Raw genomic sequence first — 21,889 nt, 5'->3', positions numbered from 1 at the left:
TGCCCGCGTAGCGGCGCGTCTGCCGTGCTGGCATCTGTTGGCGGGGCACTGTGAGCCATGGAGCTTTTGATGAGTCAACGTCAGGCGATCACGAAGGCCAGTGCCCTTCGGTATTCCCGTTCGAGCCGGGCTGCTAAGAAGACTATTTTGGATGAGTTGTGCGCGGTGACGGGCTGGCATCGGGACCATGCGCGTAAGGGGCTACGGCAGGCGCTGGTGCTTAAGGTGGTGAAGGCGAGGCCGCCCCGGCCGCCGCTGTACGGGGAGTCCGTGATAGAGGCGTTGAGGTTTTGCTGGGCCGTTCAGGGCACACCCTGTGGCAGGTTGCTGGCGGCGGCCTTACCCGATCTTGTGCCCCGGCTGCGCCGGTTCAAGGAACTGGATATTGACGATGTGACAGCTCAATTGTTGTTACGGATTGCCCCGGCCATGATCGATCGCCGGCTCAAAGGAGATCGGGGAAAGCTTGACCCACGCGGGCGCTCTCGTACCAAGCCCGGGACGCTGCTCAAAGACTCCATCCCGATGCGGACCTGGGCCGAGTGGGACGACGCTGTCCCCGGTTTTGTCGAGATAGATTTAGTTGGTCATGAGGGTGGCAATTCCCGGGGCGAGTTCTGTTTCACCCTTGATATCACTGACATCGCCACGGGATGGACCGAGACCCGGTCGGTGAAGAACAAGGCCCAGAAATGGGTGTTTGCGGCCATCAAGGATGCCACTGCGGCGTTCCCGTTTCCGATCCTTGGACTCGATAGCGATAACGGCAGTGAGTTCATCAATTGGGAGTTGTTTCGCTGGTGTGAGCAGGAGAATTTGACGTTCACTAGGTCTAGGTCCGGGAACAAGAATGACGGTGCGCATGTGGAGCAGAAGAACTGGCACATCGTCCGCCAGACCGTCGGCTACCACCGCTACGACACCGCTGCAGAACTGGAGTTGCTGAACCAGATTTGGGCGCTGCAACGCCTGTTGACGAACCACTTCGGTCCCCAGCAGAAACTCGTCAAGAAAGTCCGCACCGGGGCGAAGATCACCAAGAAGTACGACCTGCCGGCCACCCCGTACTAACAAGTCCTGGCCGACACGGGGACCGTGAAGAAAGCAGTCAAGACAAAACTGGCAAGGGAGAACAAACCGCTGAACCCGGCCGCCATCCAACGCCAGCTCCAACACCTCGCCAGCGAACTGCTGACACTAACAACGGCAAAACAAGGCGCCAAGAATCAACCAGCCCTGCGGGCACTATCAAATGATTCCACGAAGAAACCTAAGCGGGCATCTTGACATGATTCCCCGGGGAGGTCAGCCCCGGCGATGATCTACTGACTCGCATTGTAAGAAGCGGCTATAGGCGTTCCCATCAATGGAACCATTATTGAGATGTATGGTTTTGGGTATCTGGCTGGGTCGGAGCTGGTGTTGAGTATTCGTGCTGTTCTGTGTTAACTGCAACTCTAAACTGACCACAGGCGGCATTTAGATTTGACCGTTTGCGGCAGTGGTCAGTTCTAAATTGCAGTTGACAACGTAGCGCTCTGTCCTCCAGAGGGGCCGCCGGGTCTGCCCGGCCGTGGAGGTGTTGGGACGTGAGTGAGAGTAGTTTCGATAACATCATCCATGCACCCGTGCGGTTGAGGATCTGTGGACTCTTGCACCAGGCTGACAATCTTGATTTCGCCGTACTCCAGGATGCGCTGGAGGTCTCTGACGCGACCCTCTCTAAGAACGTGAAGGTCCTAGCCTCAGCCGGTTACGTCTCTTCTGGGAAGAACGCGTCCGTGGACCGGCGCGACGCGCGCCAGATCACCTAGATATCCCTGACGAGCGCAGGACGATCCGCCTTGAAGCCCACGTGCAAGCACTCCAGAAGATTGCAGGGAAACCCACCTAAGACCGCGATCTCGCAGAAGAAGTTCATCCCGTGGTGTCTCGCACAGACCTTTGAAAACGTCCCATATGCCGGACCACAGAGGGGCCACTGGGATCACAAGCAAATTTTCAAGGCTTGGTAGAGCCGACGTTCCTTTGAGGAACGGCTTGTGCGACAGACCTCTTGAGGCTGGTCGTCAGGCGAGTGGGTCAGTCCGCGGTGAAGTGCGCGACGTACCGGCGTTGCCACGGTGTCTCGACTGCGCGTGAGTTGTATTGCTCGCGAACGAACTTCACTGCCTTGTCGGCGGGCACGCCGTCGAGCACAGCGATACACGCCAGCGCGGTGCCCGTGCGCCCATGGCCGCCATCGCAAAAGATCTCGACTCGTTCTCTCTCGGAACGAAGCCAGGCTTCACGCAGCGCGTCCCGCGCGTCGTCGCGGTCCTTGGGCAGCGGAAAGTCGGGCCACAGCACCCATCGTGCTTCCCATTTGGACGGGGAAGGTCTCTTGCCCAGGAGGTAGACCGCGAAGTCGGGTGTAGCTCCACTGGGGATTTGTTGATGTAGGCCGCGGCCGCGCAGTAATCGGCCCGACGGCAAACGCATCACACCCGAATCGTCAGCATCCCAAACACTGTGCATGATCCCAACCTATCTGCCGACAAAGGACAAGGCAGTGCGTATCGTGGGGACGGGGCCGTAAGGGAAGCCTGAGTGGAACAACCCGTCTGCCAGTGCCTCTTGGCCTGAGGCGATACAAATAATGTAAGTTATCACCCGATCCATCATGCTCTCTGACGCCGATTCACACGCCAATACGCTTTGTGCTGGCCAGTGTCGTATACATTCAATACGAGCGATAAAAGCAGGTATGTCCCATTCCAAATTGCTTGAAAGGCAGAGCCCGTGCTCGAATCGGCAACTTTCGCGATTAATGCCTGGAGTCATGTCGTGGACTTCGTCGTGGAGCCCTTTCCTTCGGTAGACCCTTTAGCTGCCCTCCAGGCGGCCGTGCGCGGGCAGATGCAGGAGACTGGCCTGGCGGTTCCGTTGGTCTCCACTGGAATTTATTCAGGACCCATTGACCTCACTGTTGAGGTCCTTCGAGCTAGACCGGAGTCCATCTCTCCAGGCTGGGAAGACATCCACGAGGTGTCCGTGAGGCTCCCGGAGGGCCGAGCGTACTTCAACACGCCAACTGACTGGGATATGAAGGACGTCGGCACGATCATGGCTAGTGAGAAGGGCAGCTACCGAGTCAGGCTCCACGCTACGGGCCGCGACGAAGCCTTTGACTTGGTCGTGGAATCTTCAGTGGAACGGCACTTGGTTCAGTTCTGGAAGGAATCACCATCACCGGCAACTGTGCTGTCCTCCGAATCTGGGCAAGGAAAGAATCTGCCGCGTTTCATCAAAATGTGGCAGGAACCTACTACTGCCACCTCTCACGCTGGTCCATGATTGGTAACACTGATTCCCCGTCAGCGCAGCAGGAGCCGTTTGCCCCAAAAAACCCAGACAAGTAGTGGGATCAGGAAGTATGGCTGCCCCGCCGTTTGGGGAACGGCATAAGGGCGCTTGAAGCTCTGTGTGAGACTTTATCTATGATCTCCATACGGCAGCGAAAAGAAGCTGATCTCGACACGATAGTTGGATGGGTACCCGATGCTGCGGCTCTCTACCTATTCACTGGATCACGCTTGACGTGGCCACTATCGACAAAGAAGCTCTCAGAGATGGAGAGCAACCCGAACCTCAGCGCATGGATTGGCTCGAGCGACAGCAACGGCAAACGCGTAGGCCATTTCGATCTCACCCAGCACGGCGTTTCCTTCCGGATCGGTCGAGTCATCATCGATCCGGCACAACGAGGTCAAGGGCTCGCCGGGCTTCTCGTCGCGCAGGCCGTGGCCAAGGGTCAAGCGCTAGGAGCCTCCCGCATCACGCTAAATGTCATCGCCGGAAATTCGCCCGCCATCCGCACATATGAGCGAATCGGATTCAGAACTACTCCAACGTCAGTGGAACCCAGCGTCTTGGCTATGGAACTCTTGCTGCGATAGACACCCGAAGAGGGACCATCACCGTGCAGCTTTCAATGTTGGCACTGAAGCTGACTCCTGGGTGATTCTCGGCCAGAGCAGGTTTCCGTAGGCGGAACGCTCATCGGGATGGTTTGCGGGTTGCCTGGTCTAGGTCATGGGATGCGGGGTAGGGAAGCCAGTTGGCGATCAAGCTTCGGACTGTCAGTGGTTAACCCTGGGCGGGAAGCAGCGCGAATTGAGCGGGCGCAGAAGGTTGCGTGAGAAAAGCATATGCGGACGAAATTTGCCAGAAAGAACTGAGCGGCTGAGATGCCCTTGAGCCAGTAGCCGATCTGGTGCACGACCCTCCGCTCGAGGCTTTTCTCCATTGTGCTGTCAATGCGGTTGCTCTGGCACACTTACCTTATGATTCAGCGGGCAACAATCGATGACGTCAATACCTTAGTGGCACTTCGGGCAGCGATGTTCGAAGCCATGGGCCATGAGGGCCACTCCGAAGCGGCATGGAGTTACGAAGCGTCGAAGTGGTTCGCGGAGCACTTGAACGTGGACGCGTGCGCGTACATCGTCTACGTCGCTGACACAGCTGTTGCAGCCGCACTCGGCTACGTGCATACGGCACCGCCGTCCCCATCGAGTAGCGCCACCGTCACCGGACACTTGTCGAACGTGATCACCCTCGAAGGCCACCGTCGCCAGGGACATGCCCGCGCATGCGTCGAAGCACTTGTCCGCTGGTTTCGTGACGAAACCGCCGTTGCGAGAGTTGACCTTGCGGCCAGCGAAGACGGGCTCGCCCTCTATGAATCTCTTGGTTGGACGCGCCGAGAGCAGCCAACACTTCGTTTGCCGATCAGTCGTGTCTGAGCCACCGTCGGTGTACGTGCTAAAAAAATACTGCACTGAACTTCCACATAGCCTGCATCACCCATCCACACCAGCCAGTAACGGGAACCTTGAACGGGCGGTGGAGTACAGCTCTCATGTATGCATGGAGACCACGGGCTGATCAGGCATGAACCATCGCGGTTTCTGCCACGGCGACCTAACGACCCAAACTGTTTGGCGTTGCCGGGTGCTACTAGCGTTCAACCATGCATTCTGTTGAATACGGGTCAGGCACCCCGATCCTGATAATCCATGGATTCTGCGTCGACCATCGCCTATTGCTTGGACTTGATCCCGCACTTGCTTCCCAGGGGGAATGGAAACGTGTCTACATTGACCTACCGGGCATGGGAATGTCAGCAGCAGGGCCGCAGATTGATAGTGCCGATGCCGTCGCGGAGGCAGTGGTTGCATTCGCCCGCAGGACCTTTGGCGCCGAAAAATTTGCCGTCCTTGGAAATTCGTTTGGCGGAATGATCGCCCGGCACATTGCGGCCGAATTCGGCGACCAGGTATTAGGCATCGCGCTCCTTTGCCCGGTGGTAGTGGCAGAGCACGGCTCTCGAACGGTGCCGTCGCAGACTGTCTTGCGAAAAGACAAACTCCTACTGGAATCCCTGGATGCTGTGGATCGCTCAGACTACGAGGCAATGGCGGTCGTCCAATCCAGCGAGAATTGGGCACTCTTCCGCGATTCCGTCCTGCCAGGATTGCGAGCATTCGACCAAGCCGCGATCGAACGGATTTCGGGACGCTACGCGCTGTCTATCGAGCCGGAGGAACGAGCACCCAAGTTTGAGGGTCCCGCCGTTTTCATCATGGGACGACAAGACCACGTAGTCGGTTTTCAGGATCAGATGGAGCTTTCAGACCACTACTTGCAGTCTACAATTGCGATTCTGGACCGAGCAGGACATAACGCACATCTTGACCAACATGAAATCACCGCAACCCTCCTCCAAGAGTGGCTTGTTCGGATGGAAAGTTGGAAGCAAAATGGCTCTTCCAGCTTGCCTGTCGCCTGATTGCTGTCCGGGGATGGCACCCAGTTCAGGCGACCTCGAACATCCATTCCGTGGCCGCAGGCGGAACCTTATCCGGACAGTCGCCTGTGGTGGTGTAATTTCGCTACTATTTGCTGCACGCTGGCCATACGCTGAAGCACGCGGTAGGCCAATTCGTGGCGGAATCATGAACCTCGCCACCCACGAACTTTTTCCTGGATGGTCGGTGCCTCATATGTCGGAGAAATTATGAACAGAGAAAGAAAAACCTATGCTTCGATGATCATCGTGGCGCTTTTATTCGTGGCATTCGCCATCTTTCTTTTCTTGGAGGGTCCTTCAACGCTACCGATACTGATCCTGATCTGCGCGGCCGTGCTGTGCTCAATTGGTTTGTGGGGCTCATTGAGAAACAGGAAAAAGTAGTCAAGATGCCGTCCGTAGCTTGAGGCGATCATGGCACGGCCACTATTCTTATCCGACAATCCAGACCTCGAAGGTCAGCAGTTCTATTTGGGAACGTTGACTGGGACAGCGAATACCAGCCTGCGACCCATATTCAGTGCCCTGGCTCACCGGACACACTGCCAGAAATGTCTACGGCGCCCCCAAACTCGCCTGACTCGGGCCCCCGACCAGAGACTCCGCATCAACCATGGGGTTACCCTGGCGATTCAAGATTTCGCCGCTGGCTGTAGTGAACTGAACATCAATGAAACTCGCCCCAGTGTTTGACGGGGCGATTCCTACGACGATTTTCAGATCGCTACGACCCGGTATATCAAATGCGGCTAATGACACGATCGTTTCATCTGTCAGAGTCAAGCTTCCACCCGTGGCGACGTCAGGTGCACCAATAATGAAGATAGAATCGCGATCTGTTTCCCCCATATTACAGATTTGTGTGCCGACGGCGGCGAGGACAGAACCGTTACAATAGCCGTTAAGCTTGCCGGTGACCTTAACCTCGTAATCGCCGTCCACATTCGGTTTTCCGGCGACCCATATAGTGGACTCCGCTGTCGTGCCTACATTATGGAAACCAGTAGCGGTGAGTGTCTCCTCTGAGGATGGGGCACAGCCGACTAGTACAGACGCTAAGATAGCCAGTCCGGCCAATTTGGGTTTCATTCGACGCCTAGAGCTCATTCGCTTTCCCCTGTTCCTTTCCAATCACCCTAGACTGCCCAACAGTGCTTCAAGGATTTGTAGACAATCTCTTGAGGCCTTGTTCTTGCCAGCGCGCTGCAATCTCCTCGATTGCCCTTGGTGACACCTACAGGAAAGCTTGGCCAAAAACGACCGATTTTGGAGGGCTGGCCAGTTCGAGGTGCATGTCATTTTTCGAAGGCGACTGTACTGAGTGTCCGAAGTCCGCTTCTGTACGCCAAAGTGCCCTCAGGGAACGGTTTACGGGACAAGCTGATGTTTATCAAAAGTAGACGAGCCGCTCAGCTTTGCCGAGACTTAGCTTGGTCTGTGCGGCGCGCTGCGATGGCTTCGATTTCGACTAGGAATTTCGGATCGATGAGTGCGGAAACTTGCACGAGGGTGCTGGCTGGTTTTGGATCTTCGAAGAACTCGCCAATGACTTCGCGGAGCTGAGGCAGATCGGCCATATCGGTGAGGAAATAGGTCAGTTTCACCACGTCAGCCAGGCTGTAGTCCTCTGCATCTAAGATGGCGGATAGCTGTTGGAAGACCACTCTCGCCTGTTCGCGGATTCCACCGTCGACGGGTTTTCCTTGTGCGTCCAGCGGTATCTGTCCCGAAATGAAAAGTAACGGGCCATCGGCGGTGCGGGTTTGACTGAAGGCGGGCGGGGTCATTTGTGCACCTGGTGTGCCGGGTTGATGTTGATCGAATCGATCGCGGCATTGCTTCCGAGGTCAAGGGCGGACAGGACCACTGATGCCACTTGGGTCGGATGTATCCATGCCCCGCCGTCGTATTCCTTTTGCTCCCAGGAATGCATTTGTTCCTGCATGGGTGTGTCGACACGGCCCGGATGCACCGATGTTACCCGGACGCCGCGCGGTCCTTCTTCTAGACGGAGTGCGTCTGCGAAAGCCCTCATACCGAATTTGCTGGCACTGTAGGCACCTGAGCCAGGGACCGAGCGGTGACCCAGTCCGGAATTCACCATGACTAGGTGACCGGCGCTTTGGCGCAATTGCGGCAGCAATGCCTGCGTGAGCGCCACGGGGGCTAGGAGGTTAAGTTCCAAGCTCTCCCGCCACTGGTCCAGGCTAAGTTCTTCGACCGTTCCCAGGTGGAGAACTCCTGCGCTGTGAATTAAGACATCTAGGTTTTGCACGCCCGAAGTGACAGAAGCGATGCCGGATTCCGTTGCTAGGTCCCCGATGAGCACCTTGGCGGAGGGCAAACCGGCCGCGAGGTTTTCCAGCGATTCACGATTGCGTCCTGCAAGGTAAAGGTGGAACGTGGGCGCCAAAGATTCGGCGATTGCCCGTCCGATTCCGCCTGATGCTCCTGTAATGAGTGCGGTTCGTTCCATCAAAATACCCCATAGTTCGTTGTGTCATTCATTTGGACCCTGTACGTAACGCCCCGGTCTGTCACCCCATGGGTGGTCGTACTTCTAGGATGCTTGGCGCGCACCCTGCGGCATTGCAGTCAACACTAGGGCTGCGGGTAGAAGCTCAACTCCAAGACTGCATGTGTTTTGGCTCACCTAGGCAAAAGTGACCGCTACCGCCGCACTTTCTGGTTTAGAGAATGCAGTCCCTGTCGCTTTCCGAAGGCGACTGCACTGGTGTCCGCAGTCCTCTGCACTGCGATTGTGCGTCCGTAGGCGGAACCTCCTGTGGGACACGCAGGTGCGGATTCGTGAAGGCCGACCGCCTGATTGCTAGATGATGTCCCAAGGGCTAGATTCGTAAACATCCGCGATGGCTTGAACAGGGGCCTCATCATTGAACACAACAGACCCGATCCTTGAGACGCCGACTACACCGACAGAATTCGTGAGGAGCGCTCCGGAGAATCCTGATATATCGTTGAGTGTGACGGACTGTCTCCGGGTCCTGATTCCTGCTTCAGCTAGGGCGGTATCGAGCATCTGCCAGGTGATGCCATACAGCGACGGTGCTGACGGCCACACGAGCGTTCCATCGGCTTCAATGAAGGCGATATTGGCGGTGGCTGTTTCGGAAATCTCGCCGTCCGCTGTTGTGAGAAGCGCGTCGTCGAAACCTTGTCTTGTTGCCATGCGACCAAAGTACAGCTGACCAAAACCGCCTACGTGTTTGATATGCGCGGCGGGACGCTGATAAACGATTGGAAGAAGGCCAGTTGGTGCACCGGCCGGTGCGACGGGTGGACGCAACGCGGTCATGACCTGCACGTTCCCCGGATCGCTTTCGAAGAGAGTCACGCGAAGGTATGAATTAGGTGCATCACTCGCGGCTTCCCGGACTCTGTCGAGGATGAGCGCTGGATCAGCGATGGTTCCGTAAAGCTCGGCGTGAGCGGATTGGAGGCGATCAAGATGGAGGGAAAGCCCTCGTACTCGCCCGTCGCGAATCTGCATCGCTGTAAAGTGCCCGTAGTTGACCAGGGCGAGTTGTGCAATTGCGTTGTCGAGTATTTCAAGGCCGTCAACTCTGATACTTACACTGTCTGTCATCATCTCAGCCTATGGCAGGGCAGATGCATGTAACTCGGACCGTCCGTAACTTGCAACAAAGAACTGCTTGGGCCGGTGGTCGTGCAGTTCCTACAAAGGGAAGGCCCTTACCGGGACGGATTTCAGCTCGGCCGTCAATCGGCAATTGGCAATTGGAGCTAGTGGATCGTATGGTCCGGGTTGGCGACATCGTAGTCGGTGCGGGAGTTCGCGATGTCTTCCCGGTGTGCAAGAGACCAGTCTGCGAGTTGCTTCACCAGGTGGGTAAGGCTGGACCCTAGGTCGGTGAGTTCATAGGTGACTTGTGCCGGGACGGTCGGGAAGACGGTCCTGGCGACCAGCCCGTCACGTTCCAGTCGGCGGACGGTGAGGGTGAGCATTCGTTGAGATATGCCGTCGATGGCGCGTTGCAGCTCCCTGAACCGCCGGGTGCCTGAGGCGAGTTCGACAATCACTAAGACTGACCACTTGTCCCCAACTCGGGTCAGTACGTCCCTGATGCCGCAGTCGGGATGCTCTTCCTTTCCGCAAGGTTCGAGCAGTGCGGTTACTTCCATGTGCCCCTGTGACATCAAAGTGCCTCCTTGTGCGTTCTTCGGTGGTTACTGATGATGATCATAGTTACTTTTCAGAACCACAGTTAGGAATGCCTCATGATTTTAGTTACCGGTGCTTCGGGCCAGCTGGGCAGCGCCATCGTTGAATCCCTGAAGGCGGCAAGCTTGCCCCATATTTCGGGTACACGCAGCCCTGTCGTTGGTTCCAGTGATCGCTATGTGGATTTTGACGACCCTGACACCCTTGATCTCACCGGCATTGAAACTTTAGTGCTCGTTTCTGCAGGCTATGCAGAGGATGACATTGTCATTGCCCGCCATGAACGTGTTGTCGCAGCCGCGCAGCGCGACGGGGTGCAGCACCTGATTTATACGAGTCTGGCCACCGCTGGAGACCATCTGGGCTTTGCGCTGGCACACCGTTGGACCGAGCGCCGCATCCAGGAAAGTGGATTGCAGTGGACGATTCTCCGCAATGGGATCTATGCCGATCTGCTCGGTTCGTTGATGGCACCGGATGACGGCGTCATCACTTCACCGCTGGGCAAGGGTGGCGTGGCCGTGGTGACCCGGGAGGATCTGGCAGAAGCAGCCGCTGTTGTGGCGAGTAAGCCTGAGAATCACGCCGGGAAGATCTACGATCTGGTGGGTTCCCACGCGATCACGGCCGAAGAGGTCGCCCGGTATGCAGGACTTCCCTACAATCCTGAATCCCTGAATGTACGGCGAATGACACTTAATGCCAGCGGTATGCTGCCGTTTCAGCCAAGCATGCTGCTCTCGCTGTACTCGTCCGCTGCACACAGATTCCTGGAAGGTACGGGCAGCGATCTGCAACAGCTGCTTGGGAGGCCCCTAACGGATACGGTCCCGGTTGTGGTTGCAGCACTTCGATAGCGACAAGCACTAATGGGGAGGTCCTCACCAGCTGAGCGAACTATGAAAAGTGCATTGCACGGAAGGGGAATCCTAAATGGGGCCGATTGACGCGGACGTAGCTTGAATAGCGGCCGCGTCAGGGCACCCTCTAGGCATGCGCTTGGGCGATGGGGTTTCTGCCGTGTGACTACGGAATCAGTCGCTGGTCTCGGAGGCTCTGGAAGATTCTCATGAACATCGCTTCGCTGTCGACATATGTGTGGAAACCAGCACGCCTTGACTTCGAGGTGTCGGCGATGACGTCGTAGTCCCATGCAAAGACGAAGTCACCAAACTGCCAGGAGGCCACATCGGAGTATGGTGTCTTCTCCAGCGCGTGCTTCGTGACCATTGATTCCCAGAGGTCGAATTTGTCCGCCATCACCTCGTTCAAACTCATCTGCAAGGGTGGTGCTACGTCGAGGTCGAAGAACGCCGCAATTTTGGGCCACATTGAGGACCACCGGAACATGTCGCCATTGGTGATGTTAAATGCTTGGTTTTTGCTGCCGGGGTTCGTCGCAGCCCAGACGGTCGCTTCTGCCAACAGCCCCGAGTCCGTCATTTCGATCAGGCTCGTGTAGGCCCCGGGCTTGCCTGGGAATCGGAAAGGAACGCGGAGTTCTTTGCTGATAGAGGCGTACACGGCAATGACCATGGCCAGGTTCATGGGATTGCCGAGTCCGATGCCGGCCACAACCGAGGGTCGGAGTGCGGACCACGACCACGTTGCGTTGGCCTGTCGGCGTTCAAGGAATTGTTGCTGGTCGACGTTGAATTCCGGCGGCATGTGCGGGGGATCATCCTCACGAGCTGGGGTCGTAAACGCCCCCAGATGAGCACCGTATACCTTGTAGCCTTGCATTAGGCTGATGTGTTCCAGGTTCGGGGCCACTGGCTCGATCGCGTCGACGACATTGGTCAGCATTGCCAAATTCGGCGGTACCAGTTCCGCCCAACTGGCCCGATCCTGATATGCCGCGTAGAAGATGTGCGTGACTTCGGTCAGTCTGGAGAGCTTCAGTGCGGCGTCTTCCTTGTCCAGGAGGTCAACAGCGATATGCCGAACCGAGCCCTGGCTGACACCTCCCCGCCGCGACAGTCCGATGATCTCCCACCCACCGGCGCGGTCGAGGTGCTCGATCAGATTGCCCCCGATCACACCCCGTGCTCCAACGACCAATGCAGTTCTCGTAGCCATGAAATTCCTTTCATCGTAAAAACGTGATTTAACGATCTAAGTAGTATCACATAATCGTAGGATCGCGATATTACGATCTGGAGGTATGCTGGAGGCATGGGAGAACTAAATGACGATCAACTGGTGAGCGCGTTCAAGGCCCTCGGTCACCCAACTCGCTTGGAGATTCTGGGCTGGCTCAAGGACGGAGATTCGTTTCCGCCGCAAGATCGGCCAGCGGAGGAAGCTGGGGTGTGTTTGAAGCACATCCAGGCTCGTGCGGAAGTTTCCCAATCCACCGCCTCGCAGTTCATGGCGACGTTGCAACGCGCGGATCTTGTGATCTGTACCCGCATCGGCCAGTTCTCTCACTACCGACGCAATGAGCAGACCATCGCCGAGCTCAGCAAGGCCATCGGCAGCGGCGTCTAAGTGCCCTGTTGTCATAGGATCGCCGTACAGCCACAAACAAGCTGGCGCTCCTACAGGTGACCGCAAGTCGAACCTCCTGCGGACAGGGTTCGCCAGAATTGTTTCGAACCGACTAATGGATCCGAAAGCTACTCGTTGTCTCGGCAATTCTTTCAAGATCCAGCATCGCTAATTTGGCGCCGATCGGCACAAGTCTCTAATGGATTCGATAGTCTCGTCCTCTTGTGGCCGCGGCGCCTGAGGCTGGTGCGTGGTCCGACACCAGGTTGTGCTTGCGCGATTCGTTCTCTGCGCGAGGGGTCCGACGTCAGTCGGGGGTGTAGGGGCTGATCTCCAGCTGGTCAACTCCGTGATCGTACAATGCCTCGACGACACGCTGAGTGGCGATGAAAACATAGTTCTGAACCGTCTGGCCGTAGATGTTCTGGATGTCAGACCCCGGGAACGGATCGGTCGCGAAGCCGATGTATCCCTCGACAGGCGAGCCGGCGTGGTCTCGAACCTCGACCGCGAAGGTTCGGTAACCGGTGACCTCAGCGGCGCGAAGTGCCTCGATGAAACGAGTGGAGGCAATCTTCAACGCGTTCCCACCGGTCCACAGCAGGTCACCGAACTTCTTGCCTCCGTTATAGGGAGCAAGCCATACCGGGAACGGAAGTTCTTCAGGACGCCAGTCCACGATGAACGGGTAGACACTGGTGACACCGTCGGGCATGTACCAGGGATCTCCGGTGATCTTCGGCTTACCTTGTCCGCAGACGCCGAGCCACACGTCGTTGCGTTTTGATCTAGCCTCTATGCGAAACCACTCGGACAAGCTCTCACCTTTCAGCAACGGACGTACCTCGCGTAAACGGCCGTAATCGACGTGTTGAACTGAAGCACGGTTGCCTTCGTCGCGTTCAGGTTCTGGTCAATCCATCTCTGCCAGTCACGGTTGTACGCGGCGGAAAGATCGGAGTGGTTGTTGGCCACCCCAGCAGCCGAACCCCACCACAAACCGAAGCTCGGGTCGTGGATCAGAATTCCCTTGGCGCCGAAGTACGTACTGAAGGCCTCGGGCATGGTGTGGTGCTCCTGGCACCGCGACCCGGGGTCGTAACCGGTTCGCTGGATCAGGTTGTACCGAAAATTCGCCGACGTAAACGGTCTGTATTCTGCCGCCGCCACCATGACCCTGTTTTGAACCTGGGGCGCGGCAACGGTGGTGACGCCTACCGTTGTTTCCGACGTGAGCGATGAAGCGGACGCTGCCTGGCCTGACATCCCGAAAACTACTGCCATCAGGATGGCAGCAATCAAAGTACAAAACTTACAGATCTTCATGGGGTCCCCCTGCCCTATGTGTCGTGACGATCGCTATCAATAATCACCGACGACATGAATCTAGCCGTTTCCCTTAGCGTTACACAAGAGCTCGCTTTCTGGAAAATACCCTCGGTCTTCCATGCGGGTGGCCGATCGCCCACCGTCCCATCCTCGCAAGAAGCACCCGCAAGGGGTCCGTCCGGATACGCATTTCGGACCGTCCCATAAGCCGGTCGGACACCGGCCCGTGGAATCATGCGGGCGCTGGAGCTGAAAAGTCTCTCCATGGCAGCTCCAGAGGGGAACGCTAAGTGAGGCACAGTCTGCGACCAGTGGTAGATACCGTTTTGGGTGTGGCCGGCTCATTCTCAACGAGTCCGGCTCGGATCAGTCAACATCGTTGACCTGAAGCCATTGCTTTCCGATCCGCAGGAAGTCTCCCCAGGCATTTCAAGCGGTGAGTTGAGTTCTGGCGAGGAATGATGGACCCTGTTCAAGCAAAATTTCCCCTTGTAGTCTTACAGAAATCGATGGGGTGGATGGGGTGGGGGCCATGAAGTCAAAAGTGTTGATGGTAATTGGGTGTATCTTGGCACTCGTTGCGATAGCCATCTATTCTTTTGTTGAATCCGATGGGGCAAGAATTGTTGTTGCTGGGGCCTCTGCAGCGCTTTGGATTGCTATAGCCCTCGGAATTGTATTCAGGCTGATCCGGACCATGCGCGGAAAGAAGATTCGGACTGCGTTCTCGCCGGTTGTCGGAGCGGCGGACACATATCAATCGTTGCTGCTTGGTCGACCGACAACTGCTGAGAGCAGCGTAGCGCTAACTGAGCACATCAATACCGACAAGTTCACCTCTGGCCCCTGACCCCAGTCGGAACAATTCATCTTCACGGCTTTGGGGCAGTGGGCAAAGTTCGGTGCATAGGATGGCAAGCAGGCGAGAGCTCAATGCATGGTTACGAGTCGGGAGATTCTCCTGAATCAACACTCGGCTGCGGAAAATATGGGCGTCCCATTTCCGTCGGGTGCAGTCAAAGCCGTCCCGCAAGTGGTGTCGCGCATAGACGAAACAAAACTGTCCCGTAAGCCGGTCGGTTCACGGGTCCTTTTGGCTTAGACGGCACCGCTGAAGTCCCCGCGCTCATGGTGTTCCACAGGGGAACGTCTATCGTGCATAGGTGGAACAGATATGGATCATTTAGTGGCTATGAGTTCGACTTCGAAGCCGTCGGAATTCACTAGGTAGGCAGCGTAGTTTTCAGGACCGCCAGCGTGGGGGTACTTCTCTGCAAATAACGGCTGCCAACCGTGGAGCTGGCTGTCCGCCGTCAGAGCATCGACCTTTTCTTCACTTCCAGCATGAAATGCCAAGTGATTCAATCCCGGCGCTGTTCGTTGATGCTCTCTGCTGGTCAGCGCTGGGGATTCCTCGGCGACTATATAGGTGGTACCTCGCCGCCAACTAATTCCTTGATCCCAATTCTGATCCGGCGAGTACCCTAGACGCGTCAGCATCCAACCCCATTCATCCTTGGCGCGTTCAAGGTTGGGCACCCAGAGCTCGACATGGTGCAGGGAACCCTCTAGATCTTCGTCCACCTTCCAAGTCTCACACAGCCGTCGGAGACCGACCCGGTGCTTCACGTGCGCGCTGGGGCCGAAAAGTCGCACAATGGCAGTTCCAGAGGGGAACGCTGAGCGGGCACGATAGTGGGCAGGAGCGTGTTTCTTTTTGTCGAAGGTCAGCATGACTGTGCAGTCATTGCAGGAAGAAGGGGTCCTGAGCCGAGGGTGAGCCCTCCTGTGTTGGTTCCCATCCGCGCAGCCGAGCCATGCCGGTGCCGCCTTCGTAGCTGTACTCGACCCAGATCACGACGTAGCGTCCACGACGGTTAGCTTCTGCCCACGCCAGGACATCGTCAATGCTTTCCGCGTTCTCCAGACGGTTCTCGTAGCTGGCGCGGGTTTCGTCCCAGAAGTCCACCCTATATACGGGACGGGGCTCTTCCTCGCTGACATATCGAGGGTCAACGCCAGTGACCTTCAGGTTTTTCGTGCCCATGAGCACACTCTACGTGCGCGGCTAAGCATTCGTCAGAGGCCCACGAATTTCAATTGAGGAACGGCCTGCGAGACACCATCGCGCCGGAACGGTCAATGCGATGGCATCAGGAGACAGCGTTCAACAGCAAGTAACTTATTCTTCGTCGTATTCCATACTCTTACGAATCCAACGCGACCCCGGGCCTTCGGATGCCGCCTCGTCTTGGGGGTTGAAGAGGTGGCATTTTTTGAGGGAGAGGCAACCGCAGCCGATGCAGTCATCGAGTGATCCCTGGAGTTTTTCCAGCTGACGGATTCGTCGTGCCACCATTTGCGCCCAGTGCGTGCTGAGCTGATGCCAATCGTCCTGGGTCGGGGCCCTGTCTGGCGGCAGCTCGGCCAGCGCTTCCGCAATCTCGGCGAGGGTCAGCCCTACCCGTTGTCCAGCGGCAATGACGGCCAGACGCCGTAGGGTGTAGCGACGAAAGAGACGCTTGTTGCCCGCGGTTCGTTCAGAGGTGATCAGGTTGCGTGACTCGTAATACCTCACGGTGGGCACCGACAAGCCTGCCCTGCTCGCAATCTCACCGATGGGCAGCATGCTTCTGGGTATGGCGGTGGTCATGTGCTCATGTTTGCATGCCACCGGCTTGACCTCAAGCTAGCTTTACCTAGTTCCATGGTGCGTACGCCCTCGAACACAAGGAAAACCATGACTGCCATATCGATCCACGGCGAATGCGAAGCCACCACTACGGGGGACGGGGAACAAGCTTTAGTGCAGAGCGCAAACTCCGCCCGCGAACAACGCCGAAGATTGAGGCTCCTGAGGAAACGGCTCCGCGAAGGAACAGCCCCAAGTCGGACGGCGAGCATCGCGCGGCCACACGAATCACCCCAGATGCTGATGGCCGGAAGTTTTGGCTCGAGAATCATCTGACCCCGCACGCATCCTGCTAGGACCCATTTCCAAGAGAAGGAAGTTCCGGAATGAAAATCCTCAACGTCTCCATCACCGTCCGCGACCTCGAAAAGGCCGTGCAGTTCTACCGCGACGTTCTTCTGCTGCCTGTCGAAGCGACACCCGCTGGCGCGGAGGTCACCATCGGCTCCAGCCGACTGAGGCTGAGTACCGGGGAGAGTTTTGACGGTGTCCATCACCTCGCCTTCGGAGTCCCTCCCTCGGAGTTTGAACTGGCCCACACGTGGTTGGCCCGTCGTGTCTCCCTGCTCCAGGCAGACGGCTCGGAGGTCATCCTCGGTTCGAAAGAGTGGAAATCCCGTTCCCTGTATTTATTGGGACCCGAAGGAATCATCCTGGAGTACATCGCCCGCGACGCCGATGCGTCCACGGTTCCCGGCACGGGCGAAAGCCCGCACATGCTGTCCATCAGCGAAGTCGGGATTGGTGTAGACGACGTGCTGGACACTGTGGCCACGCTCTCCGAAGAGTTGGCCATCCCCACCTACTACGATCGGTCCAGCACCTTCACCTCGATGGGCAGCCACGATGGACTCCTGATCGTTGTGCAGCAGGAACGGCTCTGGTTCCCCACCAAGGTATCCAAGCCGGCTCGCGGGCCCCTCACCGTTCAGATCGAACCGCTGGCGGGGAAATCCCGAGTAGATCTCGGCCCGAATATCTCGATAGTCAGCGGATAGCTAAGGCCACGACCGGACTTCTTCTAGATCGGAATCTACCTCGGAAAACATCCTGTTTGACGGTTCCTCGTAGACATTAGCAACTCGTCCCGCAAGACGGTCGGATACCGGCCTACGGATTCAGGCGCACGCGGGAGCCGAAAAGTCCTGCCATGGCAGTTCCAGAGGGGAACCCTCCGCGGGGCAACCTCGTGGTGTTCCAGGCATCCAGCTGCTGGGTGGGTATCTCATGCCACGGGGAGCCGCTTCTATGGCGGTTTGCCAGTGGTTGCCCGGCGATACGGGCAAAGACGGAACTACCTGACATACTCTGATCATGGCCGTTTCGTTCGAATGCACGACACCATCCAGCTTGCCAAAAGCGCAGCTTTTTGATTTGGCGCGCAGCATTGACGCGCATAAGGACTCGATGGCGCACTCCCGTGAAAAAGCTGTCGCTGGTGTCACCTCGGGACTCATTTCGTTGGGAGAAGAGGTGACGTGGCGTGCGTGGCATTTCGGTCTTCCGCTGCGGATGACAAGCCGGATCACACAAATGGAGGCGCCTGACTCCTTCGTTGATGAACAGGTTAAGGGCCCGTTTAAGTCGTTCCGTCATATCCATGAGTTCAGCCAGGATGCGAAGGGGACCACGATGATTGATCGCATAGAGTTCGCGGCACCCTTCGGCCCCGTCGGGCTACTCGTTGAGAAGCTGGTCCTGGCCCGCTATATGCGAAAAATGATTGAAACACGGAATCGCCACCTCACCGAGGAACTGACGCACAGATAAGTCATCCGGTAACCCAACCTTGGACGGAACACGTTGGTGGCCTGGGCTGAAGGCCTGATCCAAGGAGAGCCGAACGAGGCATGTAAGTCCGAAACCGCATGCTGGCGCTAGCGCATAAATCTCTCGTCGTTGATTGTCACGACCCTATTTCCATTGCGCCCGCGGCACGTCCGTCGAGCAGATGCTGCACAGTCGCACTAGCATTCTCTGCCAATCCTGGCGCCGCCTGAGTAACGGGTTCCTCCCTAGCGGCAATGACTTGCACCTGTTCAAGCGTGTCGTTGACGATGTCTTTAGTGCCGCGCAGACCCCACGAACTGAACTCGAGGACGAGATCGTCCTTGGTGACGGTCGCGTGCAAGTACTTCTTGTTCACAGCGAGGGCCAGCTGCCCATCCAACCCTTCGCGAAGACCATGAGGTACAAAGTCATACGCTGGCGCCAATGCAATGTGCCCATCGGCATAGTGAAGAAGACCCAGGTTCTTCGCGTGCATGTCGAGGTTTGAGATGACGACGCCGAGGGTTGTGATGACGGCAAGCTTCCGCATATCGTGTGCCTGACCGTGAGTTCTCAGTACTTCAGCGATGCGCTTCAGATTCACGATGCCGCCGTACGCCTGGTATTTCTGGTTCCTGGCGGCTCCGAGGACCTGGTTGAAGTCTTCTTGGTGAACCCTCCCGCCGGGAACTGCAAGATCACGGTCGAACCGTTGGATAACGAGCGCATCGGTTCCGCCAAAGTTTGCAAGATGCGTGTCAAAGTTGGCAATGCCAAGCGCACGGGTGAAGCGCGCTCCGTACTCTTCATCGAATATTTCCGTGGGCCGACTTGAAACTATCGGCTTCACGATGTGCGTCGACGGGAACCCGCCGAAGACTTGGTGCCACCCGCCGTTCAGGTGGGCAAGAACAATCTTCGGCTGCACGCCGGCGAGTGACGTCTTGCCCAGAACGCCGGAGTTAGCGAGCGGGTTCGCGGCGCGCTCAGTCAGCAGGACGTGCACGTCCTCCTCCGACACCGGCCGGGCTTCGGGTGTCTGTGGCTCCGTAGGATTGTCAGCGTCCCATATCTGAAGCGCGCCCGCGATGTCGCGCCCGAACCGGGCCAAGAACGCCAAAGTATCGCGCCTGCGCAGCCCGGCCATCGCCAGCATGAACTCAAGCTGGTCTCCTTCCGGGAGGAGTTCCTCGAAGAAGTTCCGCCTCCGCGATGAGTGCGCCCTGTTTGGCCGCGCGACGAAGGGCATAGCGACGGATAAGGCCCGGCTGCCCACCCCGAAATGATCGATAGCCGTGCGTGCCGGTGTGAAGTCGAATGTGCGCTCGTCACCGCTCAGCTCCCCAATGAACTGCCCGCTCAACTCAACATGGAGTCTCATTGAGGTTCTCCACTTTCAGTACTGTCGTCCCACTCCGCGGTGACGGTCACACCGCATTCGCGAAAGAGCTTAAAAAGCCTTTCCGCGTAGAGGGTATAGGTCTCGGACTCCAGATTGCTGATAGCGCTCTGCGTGACGCCCGTCCGCGCGGAAAGCTCCCTCTGGGACATCCCTGCGGCCAGCCTCGCCTGCTGCAAAGCCATCCCTAGATCAGACGGTGAATGGATCTTCGCTATTTGTTTCGACACTTTGAGCCTTCCCCATTGACACAGACGATGCTGTGATACGAATATTCACATCATAACCAATGATATGAATATTCGCATCAATTCCGGTGTCTGGCGAATGCCGTTGACCTCAGCACCTTTGCAATTCAGGATCGCAGCTGGTCATATTGACCGTTGGCTATGCAGCTGTCGCTTTCAGAAAGCGACGGCACGACTATCAGAAGTCGTTAGCTTGGTAGCTCTGAGCCCGTAGGGGAACCCGCTGCGGTCATCACGATTGATGGAATCATCCCTTGGTTGGACGATCTAACTTTCACATACTGAAAGAATTGTCTGATGGAATCCAGCCAGCAACCCACCTCGGCCGTCATGCGTGCACGCGCCGTGACTAACGAGGGAATGATCTGAATTGCAACGAATGACACAGAGAGGTTGGCTTGGACTTTCCTTCCTCTCCTTCCTTGCCTTCCTTGTAACGTACTTCATCGGGGCTATTGCCTCAGGTAAGGACATTGACAAGACCTGCGCTAAGGCAGGTCAGTTGCTTGACGAAGACTATCGAGCGCAGAACTAGAAAGAGCCATCCCGATTCTTTCCTCTACATGACAAATGCAACGCTGGCTATGACATGATCCCGGTTTGGGTTAACCCCGCCCTGGTGATTTTTTTGGTTCTCACAGGCGCATTTATCTGTGCGTTAGTCGTCTCGGAAGTTAAATATGAGAAAAGACGCCGACAAGAGCCGACAAGAAAGGCAAGCTCATGACAAGCCCTGAAATCGCACGCCGCGGTTTCCTCGGAGCTACCGTGGCTGTCTCGGGCGCGATGACGTTCCCCACGATTGCGGCTCTAGCCGTGCCGTAAGGGGTATTCCGTATAGACGCAGTCAAAGTGTCCCGCAAGCCGGTCGGCAAATGGTTCACTGAAACCAGGACAGCGACTTTGAGCGGTCCGAGTTGCTCTTGTTTCACTGGGGAACCTCCGGCGGGACTGCCTAAGACTCAAGGATCAAGAATCCAATGGACTTCTGAATACGTTCTGAACTAGACTCGAAGCATGAACACACGCACCCGTTCCCGAACCACGTTTCAGTCTTCTGAATTGAGCCGCTCTTCCGCTGAGGTCTTCGCGGCTGCGGCAGATCATCCTGTTGAGGTCACTCGTCGTGACGGTGAATCTCTGGTGCTCATGTCCGGCAGTGCAGATCGAGCACGCACTAATCTGCTGGAGCTGGCAGCCCAGCTTGTTGCGGTTTCAACGAGCACGGATGGACCTCTAGTAACTCGCATGATCGACAGGTTCCCTTGGATGCTGGCGCTGAGCCCGGCCGATCAGCAGGCCTGTGCCAATGATATTTTGTCCGCCGCACGCGCTTCGTTCGCCACCAACCAGCCGCACCTGGCCATTGCTGAACTCACAGCTTGGCGCGAAACGGCGACGGCTATCGCCGCTGGCCTCGGCCAGGAGCCCGTGGAGTGGCTCGATGATTCCGTAGTGGTTGAGCGCCCCTAAGGGATGGCCAAGAACCTGAAAGTCGAGCGGCCAACAAAGAAGTCTGAATACGAGATTCGCTTCGCCTCTACCCAAGCCCAGCGTGGCTGGATGAATCTAAAGGCCACGATCAGGGGCCCCTTGGCCGATGCTTGGGATTTTCTGACGAGGACACCTCTGGCTGTTACACCGACCAATTATCACTTGCGTGGTGAACACGGCGCCGTCACCCGTAATGGCTCCACCCATGAGCGATGGCAGCACAAGCCAACGCCCAAGGGCGATGCTCGTATATGGTTCTACGTCGAGGGCCCGGTGGTCTATCTGGAGCAGGTCCATACCAAGCATCCCAACGAGACCAAGTAGGGATCTTGGGAAAAGAAAACATCCAACGGTAGCGCCTCTCTCAGATGCCTAACCACTGGACCACAGCCTGGTTGGAGCAAGCCTC

30 protein-coding genes are annotated in these 21,889 nt (G+C 57.1%); 15 read left to right on the top strand and 15 right to left on the bottom strand.

Annotation, left to right across the window (positions count from 1 at the left end; translation table 11 throughout):
- Positions 1-69: 69 nt before the first annotated feature.
- The 3 genes from CVS29_RS17180 (at position 70) to CVS29_RS17175 (ending at position 1,814) form a co-directional block, all read left to right on the top strand.
- Positions 70-1,071, top strand: a complete 1,002-nt coding sequence (locus tag CVS29_RS17180; protein WP_245932317.1) for an integrase catalytic domain-containing protein — start codon at positions 70-72, stop codon at positions 1,069-1,071.
- 24 nt (positions 1,072-1,095) lie between these two features.
- On the top strand, positions 1,096-1,287 hold the full coding sequence (locus CVS29_RS19005; RefSeq protein WP_245932316.1) for a hypothetical protein: 192 nt from the start codon (positions 1,096-1,098) through the stop codon (positions 1,285-1,287).
- Positions 1,288-1,589: 302 nt separating this feature from the next.
- Positions 1,590-1,814 carry a transcriptional regulator gene (locus CVS29_RS17175; RefSeq protein ID WP_245932315.1) on the top strand — a complete coding sequence of 75 codons (225 nt, stop codon included), beginning with the start codon at positions 1,590-1,592 and terminating at the stop codon, positions 1,812-1,814.
- 268 nt (positions 1,815-2,082) lie between these two features.
- Here the strand turns inward: CVS29_RS17175 and CVS29_RS17170 are convergent, their stop codons facing one another.
- A complete protein-coding gene (locus CVS29_RS17170; protein ID WP_110107745.1) occupies positions 2,083-2,517 on the bottom strand; it encodes a protein-tyrosine phosphatase family protein in 435 nt (144 codons plus the stop codon).
- 264 nt (positions 2,518-2,781) lie between these two features.
- Between CVS29_RS17170 and CVS29_RS17165 the strand changes: the two genes are divergently transcribed.
- The 4 genes from CVS29_RS17165 to CVS29_RS17150 all read left to right on the top strand — a co-directional run bounded on the left by CVS29_RS17165 (position 2,782) and on the right by CVS29_RS17150 (position 5,833).
- Positions 2,782-3,336, top strand: coding sequence for a hypothetical protein (locus CVS29_RS17165; RefSeq protein ID WP_146213104.1), 555 nt, complete (start codon positions 2,782-2,784; stop codon positions 3,334-3,336).
- A gap of 143 nt (positions 3,337-3,479) precedes the next feature.
- The gene (locus CVS29_RS17160; protein ID WP_110107741.1) at positions 3,480-3,938 is read left to right on the top strand and encodes a GNAT family N-acetyltransferase; all 459 of its coding nucleotides are present in this window, start codon (positions 3,480-3,482) and stop codon (positions 3,936-3,938) included.
- A gap of 360 nt (positions 3,939-4,298) precedes the next feature.
- A complete protein-coding gene (locus CVS29_RS17155) occupies positions 4,299-4,787 on the top strand; it encodes a GNAT family N-acetyltransferase (RefSeq protein ID WP_110107739.1) in 489 nt (162 codons plus the stop codon).
- A gap of 227 nt (positions 4,788-5,014) precedes the next feature.
- Positions 5,015-5,833, top strand: coding sequence for an alpha/beta fold hydrolase (locus CVS29_RS17150; protein ID WP_110107737.1), 819 nt, complete (start codon positions 5,015-5,017; stop codon positions 5,831-5,833).
- A gap of 576 nt (positions 5,834-6,409) precedes the next feature.
- Here CVS29_RS17150 and CVS29_RS17140 read toward each other — a convergent pair.
- The 5 genes from CVS29_RS17140 to CVS29_RS17120 form a co-directional block, all read right to left on the bottom strand.
- Entirely contained in the window at positions 6,410-6,943 is a 534-nt protein-coding gene (locus CVS29_RS17140; protein ID WP_110107733.1) for a hypothetical protein, read from the bottom strand.
- Positions 6,944-7,263: 320 nt separating this feature from the next.
- Positions 7,264-7,641, bottom strand: coding sequence for a RidA family protein (locus CVS29_RS17135; protein WP_110107732.1), 378 nt, complete (start codon positions 7,639-7,641; stop codon positions 7,264-7,266).
- Positions 7,638-8,330, bottom strand: coding sequence for an SDR family oxidoreductase (locus tag CVS29_RS17130; protein ID WP_110107730.1), 693 nt, complete (start codon positions 8,328-8,330; stop codon positions 7,638-7,640). Before CVS29_RS17130 ends, CVS29_RS17135 begins: the two co-directional genes overlap by 4 nt.
- A 354-nt stretch (positions 8,331-8,684) precedes the next feature.
- The gene (locus CVS29_RS17125) at positions 8,685-9,461 is read right to left on the bottom strand and encodes an aminotransferase class IV (RefSeq protein WP_170121025.1); all 777 of its coding nucleotides are present in this window, start codon (positions 9,459-9,461) and stop codon (positions 8,685-8,687) included.
- Positions 9,462-9,619: 158 nt separating this feature from the next.
- On the bottom strand, positions 9,620-10,033 hold the full coding sequence (locus CVS29_RS17120) for a winged helix-turn-helix transcriptional regulator (RefSeq protein ID WP_110107726.1): 414 nt from the start codon (positions 10,031-10,033) through the stop codon (positions 9,620-9,622).
- 81 nt (positions 10,034-10,114) lie between these two features.
- Here CVS29_RS17120 and CVS29_RS17115 point away from each other — a divergent pair, with 81 nt between their 5' ends.
- Positions 10,115-10,915, top strand: coding sequence for an NAD(P)H-binding protein (locus CVS29_RS17115; RefSeq protein WP_110107724.1), 801 nt, complete (start codon positions 10,115-10,117; stop codon positions 10,913-10,915).
- Between the two features lie 169 nt (positions 10,916-11,084).
- Here CVS29_RS17115 and CVS29_RS17110 read toward each other — a convergent pair whose 3' ends face one another.
- Positions 11,085-12,137, bottom strand: coding sequence for an SDR family oxidoreductase (locus tag CVS29_RS17110; protein WP_110107722.1), 1,053 nt, complete (start codon positions 12,135-12,137; stop codon positions 11,085-11,087).
- Positions 12,138-12,233: 96 nt separating this feature from the next.
- On the opposite strand from CVS29_RS17110, the gene CVS29_RS17105 reads away from it, so the two are divergent.
- Positions 12,234-12,548 (top strand): ArsR/SmtB family transcription factor, encoded by a 315-nt coding sequence (locus CVS29_RS17105; RefSeq protein WP_110107721.1) that lies wholly within the window; start codon positions 12,234-12,236, stop codon positions 12,546-12,548.
- A 307-nt stretch (positions 12,549-12,855) separates the two neighbouring features.
- Here CVS29_RS17105 and CVS29_RS17100 read toward each other — a convergent pair whose 3' ends face one another.
- Positions 12,856-13,365, bottom strand: coding sequence for a hypothetical protein (locus tag CVS29_RS17100; protein WP_146213102.1), 510 nt, complete (start codon positions 13,363-13,365; stop codon positions 12,856-12,858).
- An 11-nt stretch (positions 13,366-13,376) separates the two neighbouring features.
- Complete coding sequence (locus CVS29_RS17095; RefSeq protein WP_110107717.1) at positions 13,377-13,874, bottom strand: hypothetical protein; 498 nt, start codon at positions 13,872-13,874, stop codon at positions 13,377-13,379.
- 535 nt (positions 13,875-14,409) lie between these two features.
- Here CVS29_RS17095 and CVS29_RS17090 point away from each other — a divergent pair.
- Positions 14,410-14,727 (top strand): hypothetical protein, encoded by a 318-nt coding sequence (locus CVS29_RS17090; RefSeq protein ID WP_146213101.1) that lies wholly within the window; start codon positions 14,410-14,412, stop codon positions 14,725-14,727.
- Between the two features lie 329 nt (positions 14,728-15,056).
- On the opposite strand, the gene CVS29_RS17085 is transcribed toward CVS29_RS17090, so the two are convergent.
- From CVS29_RS17085 to soxR, 3 genes are all read right to left on the bottom strand, one after another.
- A complete protein-coding gene (locus tag CVS29_RS17085) occupies positions 15,057-15,461 on the bottom strand; it encodes a VOC family protein (RefSeq protein ID WP_245932314.1) in 405 nt (134 codons plus the stop codon).
- Between the two features lie 160 nt (positions 15,462-15,621).
- Positions 15,622-15,924, bottom strand: coding sequence for a hypothetical protein (locus CVS29_RS17080; RefSeq protein WP_110107711.1), 303 nt, complete (start codon positions 15,922-15,924; stop codon positions 15,622-15,624).
- A gap of 135 nt (positions 15,925-16,059) precedes the next feature.
- On the bottom strand, positions 16,060-16,530 hold the full coding sequence (gene soxR / locus CVS29_RS17075) for a redox-sensitive transcriptional activator SoxR (RefSeq protein ID WP_110107709.1): 471 nt from the start codon (positions 16,528-16,530) through the stop codon (positions 16,060-16,062).
- A gap of 365 nt (positions 16,531-16,895) precedes the next feature.
- On the opposite strand from soxR, the gene CVS29_RS17070 reads away from it, so the two are divergent.
- Positions 16,896-17,567, top strand: a complete 672-nt coding sequence (locus CVS29_RS17070; RefSeq protein ID WP_110107707.1) for a VOC family protein — start codon at positions 16,896-16,898, stop codon at positions 17,565-17,567.
- Between the two features lie 112 nt (positions 17,568-17,679).
- Here the strand turns inward: CVS29_RS17070 and CVS29_RS18275 are convergent, their stop codons facing one another.
- Positions 17,680-17,874 (bottom strand): hypothetical protein, encoded by a 195-nt coding sequence (locus CVS29_RS18275; protein ID WP_146213100.1) that lies wholly within the window; start codon positions 17,872-17,874, stop codon positions 17,680-17,682.
- 9 nt (positions 17,875-17,883) lie between these two features.
- Here CVS29_RS18275 and CVS29_RS17065 point away from each other — a divergent pair, with 9 nt between their 5' ends.
- Positions 17,884-18,339, top strand: a complete 456-nt coding sequence (locus tag CVS29_RS17065) for an SRPBCC family protein (protein ID WP_110107705.1) — start codon at positions 17,884-17,886, stop codon at positions 18,337-18,339.
- Positions 18,340-18,475: 136 nt separating this feature from the next.
- Here the strand turns inward: CVS29_RS17065 and CVS29_RS17060 are convergent, their stop codons facing one another.
- Both CVS29_RS17060 and CVS29_RS17055 read right to left on the bottom strand, forming a co-directional pair.
- Entirely contained in the window at positions 18,476-19,720 is a 1,245-nt protein-coding gene (locus CVS29_RS17060; RefSeq protein ID WP_110107703.1) for a type II toxin-antitoxin system HipA family toxin, read from the bottom strand.
- A complete protein-coding gene (locus tag CVS29_RS17055; RefSeq protein ID WP_110107701.1) occupies positions 19,717-19,923 on the bottom strand; it encodes a helix-turn-helix domain-containing protein in 207 nt (68 codons plus the stop codon). Before CVS29_RS17055 ends, CVS29_RS17060 begins: the two co-directional genes overlap by 4 nt.
- 442 nt (positions 19,924-20,365) lie before the next feature.
- On the opposite strand from CVS29_RS17055, the gene CVS29_RS18560 reads away from it, so the two are divergent.
- The 3 genes from CVS29_RS18560 to CVS29_RS17045 all read left to right on the top strand — a co-directional run bounded on the left by CVS29_RS18560 (position 20,366) and on the right by CVS29_RS17045 (position 21,804).
- A complete protein-coding gene (locus CVS29_RS18560) occupies positions 20,366-20,521 on the top strand; it encodes a hypothetical protein (RefSeq protein ID WP_170121024.1) in 156 nt (51 codons plus the stop codon).
- A 482-nt stretch (positions 20,522-21,003) separates the two neighbouring features.
- Complete coding sequence (locus tag CVS29_RS17050) at positions 21,004-21,459, top strand: prevent-host-death protein (RefSeq protein WP_110107699.1); 456 nt, start codon at positions 21,004-21,006, stop codon at positions 21,457-21,459.
- Positions 21,460-21,462: 3 nt separating this feature from the next.
- Positions 21,463-21,804 (top strand): hypothetical protein, encoded by a 342-nt coding sequence (locus CVS29_RS17045; RefSeq protein ID WP_110107697.1) that lies wholly within the window; start codon positions 21,463-21,465, stop codon positions 21,802-21,804.
- The last annotated feature ends 85 nt before the right edge of the window (positions 21,805-21,889 follow it).

It is taken from the genome of Arthrobacter psychrochitiniphilus (assembly GCF_003185915.1).
Taxonomy (GTDB): Bacteria; Actinomycetota; Actinomycetes; order Actinomycetales; family Micrococcaceae; genus Specibacter; species Specibacter psychrochitiniphilus.
Note: the sequence above shows the minus strand (reverse complement) of the source record. Positions and strands in the feature narration are given on the sequence as shown.

Bases quoted from the DNA above. Each gene is read 5' to 3' on its own strand.
- CVS29_RS17105 (WP_110107721.1), top strand. From the start codon at position 12,234: ATGGGAGAACTAAATGACGATCAACTGGTGAGCGCGTTCAAGGCCCTC.
- CVS29_RS17055 (WP_110107701.1), bottom strand. From the start codon at position 19,923: ATGGCTTTGCAGCAGGCGAGGCTGGCCGCAGGGATGTCCCAGAGGGAG.
- CVS29_RS17120 (WP_110107726.1), bottom strand. From the start codon at position 10,033: ATGTCACAGGGGCACATGGAAGTAACCGCACTGCTCGAACCTTGCGGA.
- CVS29_RS17130 (WP_110107730.1), bottom strand. From the start codon at position 8,330: ATGGAACGAACCGCACTCATTACAGGAGCATCAGGCGGAATCGGACGG.
- CVS29_RS17180 (WP_245932317.1), top strand. From the start codon at position 70: ATGAGTCAACGTCAGGCGATCACGAAGGCCAGTGCCCTTCGGTATTCC.
- CVS29_RS17125 (WP_170121025.1), bottom strand. From the start codon at position 9,461: ATGACAGACAGTGTAAGTATCAGAGTTGACGGCCTTGAAATACTCGAC.
- CVS29_RS18560 (WP_170121024.1), top strand. From the start codon at position 20,366: ATGACACAGAGAGGTTGGCTTGGACTTTCCTTCCTCTCCTTCCTTGCC.
- CVS29_RS17115 (WP_110107724.1), top strand. From the start codon at position 10,115: ATGATTTTAGTTACCGGTGCTTCGGGCCAGCTGGGCAGCGCCATCGTT.
- CVS29_RS17140 (WP_110107733.1), bottom strand. From the start codon at position 6,943: ATGAAACCCAAATTGGCCGGACTGGCTATCTTAGCGTCTGTACTAGTC.
- CVS29_RS17090 (WP_146213101.1), top strand. From the start codon at position 14,410: ATGAAGTCAAAAGTGTTGATGGTAATTGGGTGTATCTTGGCACTCGTT.
- CVS29_RS17135 (WP_110107732.1), bottom strand. From the start codon at position 7,641: ATGACCCCGCCCGCCTTCAGTCAAACCCGCACCGCCGATGGCCCGTTA.
- CVS29_RS17045 (WP_110107697.1), top strand. From the start codon at position 21,463: ATGGCCAAGAACCTGAAAGTCGAGCGGCCAACAAAGAAGTCTGAATAC.
- CVS29_RS17150 (WP_110107737.1), top strand. From the start codon at position 5,015: ATGCATTCTGTTGAATACGGGTCAGGCACCCCGATCCTGATAATCCAT.
- CVS29_RS17050 (WP_110107699.1), top strand. From the start codon at position 21,004: ATGAACACACGCACCCGTTCCCGAACCACGTTTCAGTCTTCTGAATTG.
- CVS29_RS17170 (WP_110107745.1), bottom strand. From the start codon at position 2,517: ATGCACAGTGTTTGGGATGCTGACGATTCGGGTGTGATGCGTTTGCCG.
- CVS29_RS17155 (WP_110107739.1), top strand. From the start codon at position 4,299: ATGCGGTTGCTCTGGCACACTTACCTTATGATTCAGCGGGCAACAATC.
- CVS29_RS17065 (WP_110107705.1), top strand. From the start codon at position 17,884: ATGGCCGTTTCGTTCGAATGCACGACACCATCCAGCTTGCCAAAAGCG.
- CVS29_RS17110 (WP_110107722.1), bottom strand. From the start codon at position 12,137: ATGGCTACGAGAACTGCATTGGTCGTTGGAGCACGGGGTGTGATCGGG.
- CVS29_RS17070 (WP_110107707.1), top strand. From the start codon at position 16,896: ATGAAAATCCTCAACGTCTCCATCACCGTCCGCGACCTCGAAAAGGCC.
- soxR (WP_110107709.1), bottom strand. From the start codon at position 16,530: ATGACCACCGCCATACCCAGAAGCATGCTGCCCATCGGTGAGATTGCG.
- CVS29_RS18275 (WP_146213100.1), bottom strand. From the start codon at position 17,874: ATGTCAGGTAGTTCCGTCTTTGCCCGTATCGCCGGGCAACCACTGGCA.
- CVS29_RS17080 (WP_110107711.1), bottom strand. From the start codon at position 15,924: ATGGGCACGAAAAACCTGAAGGTCACTGGCGTTGACCCTCGATATGTC.
- CVS29_RS17060 (WP_110107703.1), bottom strand. From the start codon at position 19,720: ATGAGACTCCATGTTGAGTTGAGCGGGCAGTTCATTGGGGAGCTGAGC.
- CVS29_RS17095 (WP_110107717.1), bottom strand. From the start codon at position 13,874: ATGAAGATCTGTAAGTTTTGTACTTTGATTGCTGCCATCCTGATGGCA.
- CVS29_RS17160 (WP_110107741.1), top strand. From the start codon at position 3,480: ATGATCTCCATACGGCAGCGAAAAGAAGCTGATCTCGACACGATAGTT.